The following is a 14,745-nucleotide window of genomic DNA, read 5'->3' as shown; positions in this document are numbered from 1 at the left end:
TAGGTCGGGAATATGTCACCGCATCGGGCACCATCAAGCCGCCAGAGCGCAGAAAACAAGGGACATGCGGGGGATATACAATCCTTTTTACGTCGATGGACACCACTAGAGGCGCTCCTTGGGCACCACACTACCAACTGTCTCAGCATAACGAATACGCGCGTGTCAGGACGCTGCGCAGGCGCCGTGGTTAAAGTTCTAACCCGCACCTTTGACCATCATGTCGTATTTGAGGCTTTTGCAATCTACCGCGAAGGTCACAACGTTCTGGCCCTGCGTCAGCGGAAAGGTCATCGATTCTCCCGCAGGATAGATCCTGGCTTTGACCACGACCCGGCTTGTTATGACGTACTCTTTTTCAGAGCCACCTGAACGCACATGCGTGACATGCTCTCTGTCCACATCCGAGTCGCGGTTTGCGCTGTTTCGCGGCGACTCGTACCGGTTCATGGCACCGGGATTGAGGCCAAGTTTTGGGTTTGGGGTGCTCAGGTGAAAACTGGACGGTTCGTGGTGAGCTGAAGGGGAAAGTTCGGAATTTATGCTCATATATGCGAATTGACGCGGGTCAGGGCGGTGCTGGCCTTGACATTGTGGGTATCTGAATGAAACCTCACAAGGGTTGGGAGAAATTGGAAAATTCAAAGATTTGTAGCCGTTGCGATGCGGGCCGTATTGTATTATCGGCACGCTTCCCTGAGCAGGGCGATCAATCTGATTTCCGACTGCCAAACAAAAACGTGGGAGTTAACAAATGAAACACAGCAGCAAGTTGAGCGTCGGCGCGTTCGTCACGGCAGCCCTTATGGCTCCGGCGGCATATGCCGAAGAGTTCATTACAATCGGTACCGGCGGTGTAACCGGCGTTTACTATCCGACAGGTGGTGCAATCTGCCGTCTGGTCAACAAGGGCCGCAAAGAGCACGGCGTGCGTTGCTCGGTCGAATCGACGGGTGGCTCGGTCTACAACATCAACACCATTCGTGAAGGCGAGTTGGAGTTTGGTGTTGCCCAGTCCGACTGGCAGTACCACGCCTATAACGGCAGCTCGAAATTCGAAGAGGCTGGCCCCTTCGAAAACCTGCGTGCTGTGTTCTCGGTACACCCCGAGCCGTTCACTGTTGTGGCTCGTGCTGATTCCGGTATCACCAACTTTGAAGACCTCAAAGGTAAGCGCGTCAACATCGGCAACCCCGGTTCCGGCCAGCGCGGCACCATGGAAGTTCTGTTGGGTGAAATGGGCTGGACCACCGACGATTTCGAACTGGCGACCGAGTTGAAAGCGGCTGAACAGTCTGCGGCTCTGTGCGACAACCAGATTGACGCAATGGTCTACACCGTTGGTCACCCATCAGGTTCGATTCAGGAAGCCACCACCGCATGTGATTCGGTTCTGGTGAACGTCAGCGGCGACGCTGTCAGCAAGCTGGTTGACGACAATTCGTTCTACCGTACTGCGACCATCCCTGGTGGCATGTATCGTGGTTCGGACGGCGACACCGCGACCTTTGGTGTCGGTGCGACCTTCGTGACCTCGGCTGACGTTTCGGAAGATGCGGTTTACGCGGTTGTCAGCTCGGTCTTCGAGAACTTCGATGACTTCAAAAAGTTGCACCCGGCGTTTGCCAACCTGAAGCCCGAAGAGATGATCGCCGATGGCCTGTCGGCTCCGCTGCATCCGGGTGCCGAGAAGTACTACAAAGAAAAGGGCTGGATTCAGTAACCCAGACCTGATGCAGGGTGCCTACGGGCGCCCTGCACAACGCCTGTACCAAACAGGTGAATTAGAAGGCCGAAAATGGCCGCGACGGGGAGACATTTGATGAATTCCGACACTCAATCCAATCGTCCGCTATCCGAAGAAGAGCTTCAGGATCTGGTCGCATCTTCTGACGCCGGAGGACGCAACCCGGTCGGGAACGTAGGTGTTTTCCTGGCGATCGTTGCTGCGATCTGGTCGATTTTCCAAGTTGTTCTGGCATCGCCGCTGGCAAACTATGTGTTGCCCGGCAGCGTTGTGAACAATGCGCGGCAGTTTCACCTGGCCTTCGCTCTGTTTCTGGCCTTTGCGGCGTATCCTGCGCTGAAATCCAGCCCGCGTGGCTACATCCCGATTCAGGATTGGATCATGGGTTTGGTGGGCGCGTTCGTCGCGCTTTATGGCTATTTCTTTTACGACAAAATCGTCAATGCAGGTGGTTTGGCCGATGATACGGACAAATGGGTCGCCTTGCTTGGGTTGCTACTGCTGTTTGAGGCCGCGCGTCGTGCGCTAGGCCCGGCGATGGCAATCATTGCGACAATATTCTTGGCTTATGTCTTCTTTGGTTCGTCCGAATGGGTGCCTGAAGTTATCCGCTGGAAAGGGGCCAGCCTGAAAAAGGCGATGAGCCATATGTGGATCACGTCCGAGGGCGTGTTTGGCATCGCGCTTGGCGTGTCTACGAAATTTGTCTTCCTGTTCGTGCTGTTCGGCGCCCTGCTCGAAAAAGCCGGAGCCGGAAACTACTTCATCAAGATGGCGTTCGGCGCACTGGGGCACCTGCGCGGTGGCCCCGCCAAAGCGGCGGTTGTGGGGTCAGCCGCGACCGGCCTGATCTCGGGCTCGTCCATCGCCAATGTTGTCACCACAGGCACCTTCACCATCCCGCTGATGAAGCGGGTCGGGTTCAGCAGCGAGCAGGCCGGTTCGGTCGAGGTTGCCTCGTCCGTGAACGGCCAGATCATGCCGCCGGTGATGGGCGCTGCGGCCTTTCTTATGGTGGAATATGTGGGCATATCGTACGTCGAGGTGATCACGCATGCCTTCCTGCCCGCCGCGATCTCTTACATCGCGCTGGTCTATATCGTGCACCTTGAGGCCGTGAAGCGGAATATGCCCACGCTGGGCGATCGCGACGTACATCTGGCTCGGACGATTGTTGGGATGGCCAGTTTTTTTGCTGTATTCGCGGGCTTGTGCTATGGGTCGCAATTCCCGGTCGATGCCGCCGAAGTCTTTGTGCCCAGTATGGCAGATTTGCTGGTAACAGTAGCCATCCTGCTGGTTTATGTGGGGCTGGTCGCGCTTGCTGCGCAGGTTCCGGATCTTGAACCTGACGATCCCAATGCGAAGACAGTGGAACTGCCGGATATTACCAAGATCTACAAGGCCGGTCTGCACTACCTGCTGCCGATTATTGTTCTGGTCTACTTCCTGATGATCGAACAAAAATCCCCCGGTCTGTCGGCGTTCTGGGCCACGGCGTTGCTATTCGTCATTTTAGCGACGCAAAAGCCACTCAAGGCCATTTTCCGGGGTCAAAGCCAAGTCGCTAATGCGTTTGTGGATGGAATCGTTGACCTGTGGGAGGGGATGATAGCCGGTGCGCGCAACATGATCGGGATCGCACTGGCCACCGCTACGGCGGGTGTGATCGTAGGCACTGTGACGCTGACCGGGATTGGACAAGTGATGGCCGATCTGGTTGAGGCCATGGCATATGGATTGACTTACTTCGCAGCAATTTTTGTTCACATGATCAGCCCTGTTACGGATGTGATCGGCTTGACCGAATTCCAAGGAACTGTCGCCGAGCGCGCGCAGGACATGACAGGAACCACCCTTGTTTTCGTGTTGATTTGCGTGGGTCTTCTGAGCCTTGTTTTGGGCATGGGACTGCCGACCACGGCAAACTACATCGTCGTCAGCTCTCTGATGGCCGGTGTGGTCGTTGAACTTGGCGCGCAGAGCGGGCTGATCGTGCCGCTGATCGCGGTTCATTTGTTCGTTTTCTACTTCGGGATCATGGCTGACGTCACACCGCCTGTCGGTCTGGCCAGCTTCGCCGCTGCGGCCGTCTCGGGCGGGGATGCGATCAAAACCGGTTTCACGGCGTTTTTCTACAGCCTGCGCACCGTGGCACTTCCCTTCGTGTTCATCTTCAACACCGATCTTCTATTGATCGATGTAACGTGGGTCGAAGGGATCATAGTCGCCATTTTCGCGACGATAGCGATCCTTGTGTTTACGGCGGGTACGATGGGGTATTTCCTGACCCGCAGTCGGATCTATGAAAGCATCGCATTGATCTTCGTCGCGTTTGCCTTGTTCAGGCCGGACTTCTTCATGGATCGTATCTCGCCTCCATTCCAAACGGTTGATCCGGCCGCGTTCGAAGAAACGATCGGTCAGACCCCGCCGGGTACGGAAGTGCGACTGGTTGTTGCCGGCCCCGATTTCGACACGCTTGAAATGGTGGACACAACCGTTGTGGTCACCGTGGGCGAGGAAGATGGCGGTGCCGCCCGGGTCGAGGCGATGGGTCTGCTGCTGTTACCCGAGGATGGGCTGATCAAACTAGAAGAGCCGTTGTTCGGCACACCGGTAGCGGATGATCTCGGCATTTTCGACTATTACGGCGATGAAGCCGTGCGCCTGACTTCGGTCAGCTTGCCCTCCAGCCAGCCTCCCAAGCAGCTGGTCTATCTTCCAGCGATGATCCTGTTGGGTCTCATCGCTTTTCTGCAACGCGGCCGTGCCGCCAGACAAGAGGTGCCCGCATGACACGTTCGGTTCTGTGTGCCATTGATATCAGCAATGGCGAGATTGATGCACCGGTTCTGCAAAAAGCAGCCTCACTGGCGGACTCGGAGGGGGCACAGTTGGATGTTGTGACTGTGCTGCCGGATTTCGGGGAAAGCTGGGTCTCGGGTTTCTTTGAGTCCGATTTCCACGAGAAAGCACTTGAGGAGGCTCAGGCCAATCTGACGGCGCTTTGCGTGTCGGCGCTGGGGGCGGAGCGCAATGAGAGCATCCGTCATGTGGTGGCGACTGGAACTGCCTATCAGGAGATACTGAAAACCGCCGAAGGTGCCGGTTCCGATCTGATCGTAATCGGCGCGCATAAGCCGGATTTCAAGGATTACCTGCTGGGCCCGAATGCCGCGCGAGTGGTGCGGCATTCCAACGTTTCTGTTTACGTGGTGCGCTGACCACAAAATCCTACTTTGGATGCCGAAGCATCCGAGCCCCGACGGCAGTTCGCTGCCGTCGGTTAGCTCCAGCGCCATTAGTGCTGTATCTGGGTCAGTAGCCTGTCATCTCCAGAAAACCAACGCCATCGTGGCTGCCCGTGACCGTAACAGGGCCTTCCCAGTATTCGAAACGTGTACCCATCCACGCATCCGGGGTCAGGGCGGATACTTCGACGTCCATGCCTCGGTCCGCAAGCAAGATGCGCCAGTGCGTTGGGACGTCGCGCCCGGCGACCTGATCGGTCGCCAGCGGCTCAAGCTTCAGCATGCCGTTGGGGATGGCCTCGGTGCTGCCGTCTGAATTGACCCATGTGGCCGAAGTGAAATCACCTCGACCACCGCGCAGGCGGAAGGCCATCAGCTTGTCCCCATCTTCGAAGCTGAGGGAAAACCAATCCCAGCCGCTCTGATCCTCTGCCAAGGGTTGCGAGGACCACTCGCGATCCAGCCAGCCCTGACCAGTTACGCGCATATCTCCGTCCGGCAGATGCAGTACGCCATCGACTGAGTAGAAGGGTTGTGAATAGTAATAACTTGCCTGCCCGTCAGCCGATTTGACGGAGTAGCCCGCGTTGCCGTGAAACACCAACGGGCCCTGCGCTGTCAGCGTCAGATCGTAACCGAACTCTTCCCCGTTTGCTGTCAGAGTCAGGGCGTCCAGATCCGGCCCGGCCATGCGCCATTCGTCAATCCAGGCCTCAAACGGTTGCACTTTAACGCCTGCCTGACCGATCCCGCCACGCGACAGACGTTCGGCAAAGTAGTGAGCTTCGGGAGTCGTGACAGCTGCATGGCCCATCCAGATTTGTGGGCTTTGCCAGCCATCCGTTTCAAACGGTTTCAGGGCTGATCGGAACAGGGTCCATTGAATGCCATAATCGCGACCGTCTTCGCCCTTGAGATTTGCGGTCAGATACCACCATTCGATCCGATAGGCGGGATGAGGTCCATGGTCTTTGGGAAAGTCGAAAACGTATCCGGCCTTAGGCACGTCGAAACCTTCGGCCGACCCTCCAAGACCAGCATAACCCTGCGCCCAAAGAGGCGTTGGGCACAGGAGCACAAGAAAGACCAGAAGGGCTTCAACGTTCATTGGCGAATACTCTCAACAAATCGGCAGGCGGCAGGCGCAGCATACGCAGCGCGGGCAGGGCAGCGGCAACCAGAGCGGCCAGAAGGGTCAGCAGGAATAGCCACAACCAATCCCATGGGAAGACGAACATCGGCAGCCTCCATCCAAAGGCCTGTACGTTGATCACTGCCAACAGAACCCAGGCCAGGATCAGCCCAAGAGGCAGCGCCAGACAAGCAGTCAGCGCGGCCAGCAACATGCTGCGCAACAGCTCCAGCCGCGCCAGTTGAGCCCGGTTCAATCCCAGCGCCCATACCGGTGCAATTTGAGGCAAGCGCTGGGTCCACAGGGTCAGCAGGCTGGTGAGTATGGCGAACCCTGCCACGCCGAGAGTCAGAACATTCAATGCTGACGTCACGACAAAAGTCTTTTCGAAGACTGCCAATGATTGCGCCTTCATAGCGGCTTGCTGAACGACGGCCTGACTTGGCAACGCAAAACGCTCCCGCAAGGTTTGTGCCATTTCGGTGGCCTGGGCGGGGTTCAAACGGATGCCAAAGCGTCGGGCTTCTGCCCCCGGTGCAATCCGGTCAAGTTGAGTCATCGACACAATGGCCTGTCCGGTCGGATTTCCATAATCCGAATAAACCCCGGCGATGGTCAGCGCGTGATCCGGGGACAGCGTCAGCGTATCTCCTGGCCAGAGAGTTGCGCGCCGTGCCAGTTGTTCGTTGATCAGAACCGCTTCTCCGGCCATGACGTCGTCCCAGACAGTTGCGGTTGCTGATATCAGGGGCCAGTGCTGGCGATAGACCGGATCATCTACAACCCCGTACAAGAACAAAGGGCCCGTCTCGTGCGGCAGTTCCATGTTGCGAATTGGCAGGATAGCGTCGACCTGAGGGCGCAGCCAATCGGTGATCTCGCGCCCTTGTTCCTCGTCACTGGTGGTCAGATAAAGTTCCGAAGTCAGGCGCTGGTCGAGCCAGCCGACAAAAGTCAGCCGGAAGCTGGAAACCATTGTGCCCACACCGATATTTGCTGCAAGCGCAAGCAACAGGGCCATCAGCGCAAGCGATAGACCGGGCAACTGCGCGCGCATATCGGCCCAGACCCATTGCGCGACGGGATCGCGTGCGGAGCGGGCAAGGACAGAGAGGGAGAATGACAGGAGCGACGGCAACAGCAGCGCAGCGCCAGTCAGTAGTCCGGCCAACAGGATGAAACCGGCAACCAGCCCACCAAACCCGAGATATGTTATTGCTCCGGCAGCGATCAATACCAAACCAGATGTACCTGACAGATAGCGGGTGCGAGAGTTGCCCTGCCAGGCTTGAAAACCAGGTCCCGCCAGCAGCGGCATACGAGACAATCGCCAAAGCGCATGGCTACTGGCGAACAATGTGCCAAAGACTGCCATCGCAATCCCGGCGATAACCCAATGCGGTTGCAACGTCAGCTGCCCGGTCACAGGCGCGCCATAGAGGCCGCGCAGGGTGGCAGCGACGTCGGGCAACAGGGCACCGGCCAGAAAGAACCCAAGCAGCAACCCCATGATCCCACCGAACAGGGCCAGAACCGTCAACTCTGTCAGGATCAAAACGACCAGCCGACGCATTGAAACCCCCAGCGCACGCAGAGTGCGGATCATGCCCCGGCGTTGGGCAAAGGCCAGTCCGACTGTACCATTCACGATGAACAGGCCAACAGCAAAGGACAACAGGCCAAAGGCCGACAGGTTCAGGTGAAAACTGTCCGTTAGCCGTGCAGTATCGACCTGCGAGGAAGGGCTGGCGCGCTCCAGTTCAGGCGCGATCTCGGTCAGGGGTGGCCGATCCCGCGGTTGATTGGGGAGGACAATGAGGCGCGAGATCGAACCGGGTTGGTTCAGCAAGGTCTCGGCAACGCCGATATCTGTCAGAATAACATCAGGTGGCAGCGCTGTGGTGAACGAAAACGGAGGAAGGTTGATCTGGTCGCGCAACAGCGGCTCAAGCTCTGCCGCGATCAGGAGCCGCCCCGGAGCGGTCAGAATGTCAGCGGGCTCGGGTGGCGCGTTGCTTTGCTCGGCTTCGGTCACGGCGGGCAGGGCTGGGTAAGCGACCATGTCCACGCCCATCAGACGCAAGGTGCGGCCTCCGATCCGATAGGGGCCTTCAAGAACGGCTGCCACCTGCCAGCCCGCGCGGCGCAGGTCAGTGTAGCGAGACACAGGGATCAGGCCAGACGGATCGCGCAGTTCATCGAATTGACCGAGGGCAAGCTGCGCGTTGGCCCGTGCATAGCTGGCGCGCGCTTCGGCATTGATCGCCTGAACTGCGGACCAAAGCCCTGTGGCCAACGCGATACCGGTCAGAAGCGTTGCAAGCTGCAACCAGTGCGTCCGCCAATGCGACAGCAATGCCTGAATGACGGCGCGCGTCATTGGATACGACCGCCGCATAGCTGGACGCTTCGATCCAAACGAGCCGCAATCTGCTGCGAATGAGTGACCAGCAGAAGCGCTGCGCCGGTATCGGCCACAAGTGCCAACATCAGATCCAGTACCTTGGCGCTGGCGGTTTCATCCAGATTGCCCGTTGGTTCATCCGCCAGCAACAGTTTCGGGCGCGCAGCCATGGCGCGACCAATTGCGACCCGCTGCTGTTGCCCGCCGGACAGGTTTTCGGGATAGCGGTCCAAAAGGTCAGAAAGGCCCATTCGATCTGTCAGATGTGCCGTCCACTCTGCATCTTCGGCACCTGCAAGGCGGGCGTGAAAGGATATGTTCTGCGCAACGGTCAGCGATGGGATCAGATTGAATTGCTGAAACACCAGCGAGACCTGCCTGCGCCGCAATTCGGCCCGCCCGGTATCGTCCAATGGGGACAAGGGCGTGCCATTCAGTGTGATTTCACCGCTGTCAAAATTGTCGAGTGCAGCGGCTAGGTTCAGCAGTGTGCTTTTGCCACTGCCGCTTTCTCCGGTCAGGGCAAGCGTTTGTCCGTGATCAAGGGTCAGGGACACGTCGCGCAAAACGGGGCGCCCGCCGGGATAGGTTTTCTGAACACGGTCGATGGTCAACAGCATGATCTGCCCTTTTTCCTTCCAAGGATGTGCAACGGATTTCCAAACTGTCCAGTACGGACCGGCACCCGGTTCCATTCGCCGCAGGTTATCATCGCATGGGCCGGGGTTGTGCCTTGCACCTCAAAGGGTCATTCTGCCCAAACGATCCACTATCGTAAATCAGGATGAAAATCATGACGTTGCTGCATCAGATCATTTGGGGCAGTACCTTTCTTGGGCTCTGCTTCGTGATCGAGATTGTCTTGCTGACATGGTGCACTGTCACGATCATCAAATGGGATGAGAAATGGTCCTCCAAAGGAGTGTTTTTCGCAACAGCGGCACCAATCGCTGTGTCTTTGGCGTTTATCGTAGCCACGCACACGATTCAGGTCTGGATTTGGGCCATCGTATGGGTGTTGCTTGAGGTCTTGCCGGATTGGAACACGGCCATTTACTTCTCGCTGGTGACGTTCACGACGCTGGGGTATGGCGATATTGTGTTGGGCGAAGGATTGCGCATCTTTGGTTCCTTTGCCTCGGTTGCAGGTCTTCTGGCTTTTGGTCTGTCGACTGCTTATCTGGTGGCCATGATGACGCGCGTCTTTCAGGAGAAGTTCTTTTCCTAGAGGATCGGCGCGAACAGACGTGCCAAAGGGGCACCAAACCGGATATGTACCGGTTGTTGAACTAACCTGCGCGTCAATTCATAGCTTGCTTCGAAATCCGCGCGCAGCATTTGATCAACTGCCAGTGCTGCGTCAGAATCGAAGAACAGGGCCATCGCCTCAAAATTCAGTCGGAAGGACCGGTTGTCCAGGTTGGTCGTCCCGACCGCAGCCAGTGTGTCGTCAACTACGAATACTTTTTGATGCATGAAGCCATCCGTATAGCGGAACACACGCGCTCCGCATTCGCGGATTTCGTCGAAATAGGCAAAAGCAGCCAGCCAGGGAAGCCGATGGTCAATAACGTCCGGCACAAGAATACGCACGTCCACGCCACGCATCGCCGCGTGTTGCAGGGCGGTCATGACGTCAATGTCAGGCACGAAATAAGGCGAGGCAATCCACAACCTTTCTTTCGCCTCTGCGATAGCTGAAAAGAACATCATGGCGCCAGTTTCGGTTTCATCTCCGGGTCCTGTTGCCACCAATAGGGCATTCATGTCCTGCTCGGCCTCGCTGCCTGCCCAATCAAGGTCATCAATCAGGTCTTCATCACGGGCCCAGTGCCAGTCTTCCGTGAAGATGAGCTGCAATTGCCGGACGATGTGGCCGGTCATCCGGATATGCGTGTCGCGCCAATGGCCGAAATGCGGGTCTTCCCCCAGGTATTCTACACCCACGTTGTGACCGCCGATAAAACCTGTTTCACCGTCGACAATGACAGTTTTGCGATGGTTTCGATAATTCAGCTGAAACCTGAAATTCGGACCGCGTTGCTGGCGCGGGTCCGCCACGTCAATTCCTGCATCGCGCATGGTGTCCAGATAAGTGCTGGGCAACCCATAGCTGCCAACAGCATCGGTCATAAAACGGACATGCACACCACGCTTCGCAGCTTCGATCAGCTTGGTTTGAAGCTTGCGGCCCAGTGCATCGTCTCTGACGATGTAGAACTGGATCAGAATATAATTCCTGGCCTCGTCTATCGCCTCGAAAATGGCGTCGAAGGTTGCCTGACCATCAACTAAGAGCTGAGCGCCATTGCCACTTGATACCGGAAGGTGAGCCAGAAACTCGAAAGGTCGTGGATTGATCGACATTGTGGATGGATCAGGTCTGGAATAGTCGGCAAATGTCTTGATCCCTTCGACGACCCGTTCACTTTGCTGGCGCGCGATGCGATAGCCGTGGAACCGATGATGCCCCAGAAACAGGTACATCGGCACCGCAACATATGGGGCCGACACCAGAAAGACCACCCAGCCAACTGCCCCTTGTGGTGTGCGCGCGGTTTGTGCGGCGCGGACCGAGAACACAAATGCTGTTGCGTACAGCGCAAAAACAAAGATGGATAACAGCAAAGTCCACATGGGGGCGTAAGTCTTTCCGGTCGTTCAGTTTCCTCCAGTGTAAACCCGCGACCAATCTTTCGCCATATCGACGATGACCCAGCCTTTGTCCGGTCCTTGATCCAGACCGTCAACCAACCTTCCCACCGGACTTTCCCGATCATAGGCCCATTCACGTTCGGCATCCGTATGGTGGATCAGAACCCCCAGACGTGGTCCGTCACCCGAGGTGGCCCAGTCCAGCATAGCGAAATCTCCGTCCGAATTCCCACCGGCCAGAATGGGGCGTTTACCGATTGTGCGTTCGATGTTGATAGGTTTGCCCTCTTTGTCATCTATGAAGGCAATCCCGGGGGCCTTGATGACAGTCGGGACGCCATCGACATCTTCGAATGTCGAATTTCCATAGGTGCCCAAAATCTGTTCCGGCGGGATACCATAGGCTTGTTCCGCAAAGACCCGCATGAAGTGAATGCCGCCACCGGAGACAATGTAAGTCTTGAACCCTTCGTCACGCAGATAACGCAGCAGCTCGACCATGGGTTGATAGGTCATTTGGTCATAACGCAAATCGGTGTCCGGGTGTCGGGCCTCGGACAACCATTGCGCGACTTCGGCCTGAAACTCCTCGACGCTGGCTCCCGAATGCGATGCGTTGACGACTTCGATCAACGCGTCGTGCCCACCATTAAGAACGGTCGCAAGATCGCCTTCTGCGGCCGCTTTCAAAGCGGGTGTCGTCAGGATCGCAGGATCCTGCTCCGCCAGTTCAGAGAGCCTGTCCATAGCAAAGATGAACTGGAAATACACCGGCTGCTCCGCCCAAAGGGTGCCGTCGTTGTCGAACACGGCGATTCGGTTCGCCGGGGTTACATAGTTCGGGCTGTCTGGGCTTGTAACACCGTCAACAAAGGCAATGATCTGATCTTTTGAATGATCGTCTGTCCAACTGGGCAACGGGTCGGCGAAGGCCAGGCAAGGGGTCAAGGTCAGTGCCGCAACAATGAATAGAGGTTTCATGGCAATCCTCAAAAGAAGAAAGGGCCGCCACATTAGCGGCGACCCCCGAATATGTAACACCGAAATCAGTTGCCTGTTGGCGTGCTGAGTTTTTCCATCACTTGATCCAGGCTGAAGCTGGCTGCTTTTTGACGTGGTGGGAATTCCTGGAAAGTGCTGAGGAAGCTTCCGACATATTGCTGTGCCGGAACCAGGAAGTACGCCCGGTCGAGGATCCAGTCATAATAGGTGTTCGACGTGCGGTAGCCTCGTTCATACGGGTCGCGACGCAGGTTGACGATGATAGGAACGCGCAGTTCGGTGAAAGGCTCCATCCAGGCGCGGAGGGTGGCCCAGGCTTTCTGTTCAAGAAAGATCAGCTTCCAGTCGTCGAAGCGAAGCGCGGACAGGTCGCCGTCGTCGGTGAAGTAGAAGATCTCGCGACGTGGACTTTCCGAGGTTTCTCCGGTCAACAGCGGCAGCATGTTGTATCCGTCCAGATGTACCTTGTAGTCGCGGCCCATTGCCGTGGACGAATAGCCCTGTTTCAGCTTCTCCTTGATCTCGGGATCACCGGCAACAGCCAGAAAGGTCGGCAGCCAGTCCATGTGATGTACGATTTCATTGTTCACCGAACCGGCCTCGATCTGACCAGGCCAGCGCACCATCGAAGGCACACGCCAGCCGCCTTCCCAGTTGGTGTTCTTTTCACCCCAGAACGGGGTCGCCGCGGCGTCGGGCCAGGTGTTGTAATGCGGGCCATTGTCGGTCGAGTAATGCACGATGGTGTTGTCGGCGATGCCAAGCTCGTCCAGCAGGTCCAGCAACTGACCTACATGCATGTCGTGCTCGATCATACCGGCGGTGTATTCGTCAGCGGAACCACCGAAGATTTCGTTAGCTTTTTCGCGCATTTCTTCCTTCACATGTGTGCGGAAATGCATGCGTGTGCCGTTCCACCACACATAGAAAGGTGTGCCGTTCTGATTGGCTTCGCGGATGAATTCGATGGCGGCTTCCAGTGTTTCCTCGTCCACCGTTTCCATACGCTTGCGGGTGAGTGGGCCTGTGTCCTCAATCGGACCTCCAGCTGAAGACCGGATGACACCTCTCGGACCAAAGGCTTCACGGAAGGTCCGGCCATCCGGCAGGATCGCATCGCCGGGATAATCCTCATGCTCGGGCTCTTCTTCGGCGTTCAGGTGGTAGAGATTGCCAAAAAACTCATCAAAACCGTGGTTTGTGGGAAGATGTTCATCCAGGTCGCCGAGATGGTTCTTACCGAACTGTCCGGTTACATAGCCGTGGTCCTTCAGCAGGCCCGCTATGGTCGGGTCTTCGACCTGCATGCCTTCCTTGGCACCCGGAAGACCCACTTTGGACAGGCCGGTGCGAAATACGGATTGACCCATGATATAGGAAGATCGACCGGCGGTGCAGGATTGTTCGCCATAGTAGTCGGTAAAGATCATCCCTTCGTTGGCGACGCGGTCGATATTCGGGGTGCGATAACCCATCAAACCCATTGTGTAGGCCGAAATATTGGACTGACCGATATCATCGCCCCATATCACCAGGATATTGGGTTTTTGATCTTGGGCCCAGGCGGGCAGAGCCAATGCCAGTGCGACGGATGCCACGGCAAACCGGCGCAATCCACTGCGCCATGTTTGAGATAACGGACGGGGTGGTGACATGATTTGCTCCTGAGCTGTGGGGTCTTTGCGACCCCGAGGAAAAAGACGTTGTTGCGATCGCACATGCGAAGACCGCAGCGTTAAATTGTTGATTCCCTGACGAAAAGAATTTGCGACCTTGGGGAATCAAACACAAAGATGTTATGTCAGTTCTTGCAATTAAAACTCATCATATGATTGAATTGCAAAATTGTAATGTGAGGGTGAATGGGTAATTTGACGCTGTTGCGAAACACAGGGTGGTTCAGAGAACGATCGCCTGCGTTTCAGACGGATTTGGCAGCCTGTGGTATCATAAAATCAGTCGAAGCGGGTGAGACCCTGTATCACTTTGGCGACCCGGCCAACGGCATCTATGCAATCCTTAGCGGCGCTGTGCAGATTACCGCTCCGGCAGATGACGGACAGGAATTTGTTCTTCACCGTGAAGGCGCAGGTTTCTGGATCGGAGATCTGGCTTTGTTTGCCGGTGCCTTGCGATTGGTCAGTGTCGTGACAACGCAGGCGACGCAGGCTGTGTTCTTTCCAAATTCCCGCATCGTGCGATTGGTTCAGGACAACCCTGATTATATCCGGGACTTTTATTCGCTGACGCATGAGAACATGCAAACTGCCCTGCGCATCATGGCGAATCTGGCGGTTACCGGTACTGAAAAGAGGCTTGTCCTAAGGCTGCTTCATCTGGATGAGGGGACCTCTGCATCCGACGATTGGATTGTCGTGTCTCAGGAGGAACTTGCGTCGATGATCGCCGTTTCGCAGCCGACTTTGCACAGAAGCCTGCACAGGCTTGCGGATCAGGGCCTGATCGAACTGGGATATGGCCGTGTTCGTTTGCTGGACCGGCGGGCTTTGATCGCCAGCTGTCAGACCTGAGGTATGGGAGGTTCGGGCAC

12 protein-coding genes are annotated in these 14,745 nt (G+C 56.6%); 5 read left to right on the top strand and 7 right to left on the bottom strand.

Annotated features, from left to right (window positions below):
* Nucleotides 1–198: 198 nt before the first annotated feature.
* On the bottom strand, nt 199–450 hold the full coding sequence (locus ACR0K5_RS07130; protein ID WP_480629012.1) for a hypothetical protein: 252 nt from the start codon (nt 448–450) through the stop codon (nt 199–201).
* 304 nt (nt 451–754) lie between these two features.
* On the opposite strand from ACR0K5_RS07130, the gene ACR0K5_RS07125 reads away from it, so the two are divergent.
* The 3 genes from ACR0K5_RS07125 to ACR0K5_RS07115 all read left to right on the top strand — a co-directional run bounded on the left by ACR0K5_RS07125 (nt 755) and on the right by ACR0K5_RS07115 (nt 4,974).
* Nucleotides 755–1,723 (top strand): TAXI family TRAP transporter solute-binding subunit, encoded by a 969-nt coding sequence (locus ACR0K5_RS07125; RefSeq protein WP_480629011.1) that lies wholly within the window; start codon nt 755–757, stop codon nt 1,721–1,723.
* Nucleotides 1,724–1,822: 99 nt separating this feature from the next.
* Nucleotides 1,823–4,546 (top strand): TRAP transporter permease, encoded by a 2,724-nt coding sequence (locus ACR0K5_RS07120; protein WP_480629010.1) that lies wholly within the window; start codon nt 1,823–1,825, stop codon nt 4,544–4,546.
* Nucleotides 4,543–4,974, top strand: a complete 432-nt coding sequence (locus ACR0K5_RS07115) for a universal stress protein (RefSeq protein ID WP_480629009.1) — start codon at nt 4,543–4,545, stop codon at nt 4,972–4,974. The genes ACR0K5_RS07120 and ACR0K5_RS07115 overlap by 4 nt, the downstream gene beginning before the upstream one ends.
* A 94-nt stretch (nt 4,975–5,068) precedes the next feature.
* Here the strand turns inward: ACR0K5_RS07115 and ACR0K5_RS07110 are convergent, their stop codons facing one another.
* From ACR0K5_RS07110 to ACR0K5_RS07100, 3 genes are read right to left on the bottom strand one after another with little or no spacing between them, the layout of a single operon-like run.
* Nucleotides 5,069–6,109: a lipocalin-like domain-containing protein gene (locus ACR0K5_RS07110; protein WP_480629008.1), complete on the bottom strand. Its 1,041-nt coding sequence runs from the start codon at nt 6,107–6,109 to the stop codon at nt 5,069–5,071.
* Nucleotides 6,099–8,513 carry an ABC transporter permease gene (locus tag ACR0K5_RS07105; protein ID WP_480629007.1) on the bottom strand — a complete coding sequence of 805 codons (2,415 nt, stop codon included), beginning with the start codon at nt 8,511–8,513 and terminating at the stop codon, nt 6,099–6,101. Before ACR0K5_RS07105 ends, ACR0K5_RS07110 begins: the two co-directional genes overlap by 11 nt.
* Nucleotides 8,510–9,157, bottom strand: a complete 648-nt coding sequence (locus ACR0K5_RS07100) for an ABC transporter ATP-binding protein (protein ID WP_480629358.1) — start codon at nt 9,155–9,157, stop codon at nt 8,510–8,512. Before ACR0K5_RS07100 ends, ACR0K5_RS07105 begins: the two co-directional genes overlap by 4 nt.
* Nucleotides 9,158–9,330: 173 nt before the next feature.
* Between ACR0K5_RS07100 and ACR0K5_RS07095 the strand changes: the two genes are divergently transcribed.
* The gene (locus tag ACR0K5_RS07095; protein WP_480629006.1) at nt 9,331–9,765 is read left to right on the top strand and encodes an ion channel; all 435 of its coding nucleotides are present in this window, start codon (nt 9,331–9,333) and stop codon (nt 9,763–9,765) included.
* On the opposite strand, the gene cls is transcribed toward ACR0K5_RS07095, so the two are convergent.
* The 3 genes from cls to ACR0K5_RS07080 form a co-directional block, all read right to left on the bottom strand.
* On the bottom strand, nt 9,762–11,174 hold the full coding sequence (gene cls, locus ACR0K5_RS07090) for a cardiolipin synthase (protein WP_480629005.1): 1,413 nt from the start codon (nt 11,172–11,174) through the stop codon (nt 9,762–9,764). The two genes, ACR0K5_RS07095 and cls, sit on opposite strands and share 4 nt — an antisense overlap.
* A 24-nt stretch (nt 11,175–11,198) precedes the next feature.
* Nucleotides 11,199–12,173, bottom strand: coding sequence for an HAD family hydrolase (locus tag ACR0K5_RS07085; protein ID WP_480629004.1), 975 nt, complete (start codon nt 12,171–12,173; stop codon nt 11,199–11,201).
* Nucleotides 12,174–12,238: 65 nt separating this feature from the next.
* Complete coding sequence (locus ACR0K5_RS07080) at nt 12,239–13,849, bottom strand: arylsulfatase (RefSeq protein ID WP_480629003.1); 1,611 nt, start codon at nt 13,847–13,849, stop codon at nt 12,239–12,241.
* A gap of 207 nt (nt 13,850–14,056) precedes the next feature.
* Here ACR0K5_RS07080 and ACR0K5_RS07075 point away from each other — a divergent pair, with 207 nt between their 5' ends.
* Nucleotides 14,057–14,725: a Crp/Fnr family transcriptional regulator gene (locus ACR0K5_RS07075; RefSeq protein ID WP_480629002.1), complete on the top strand. Its 669-nt coding sequence runs from the start codon at nt 14,057–14,059 to the stop codon at nt 14,723–14,725.
* Nucleotides 14,726–14,745 lie beyond the last annotated feature (20 nt).

It is taken from the genome of Ruegeria sp. AB9, from assembly GCF_056542585.1.
The sequence above is the reverse complement of the archived record's forward strand: the minus strand, read 5'-3'. Positions and strand labels throughout refer to the sequence as shown.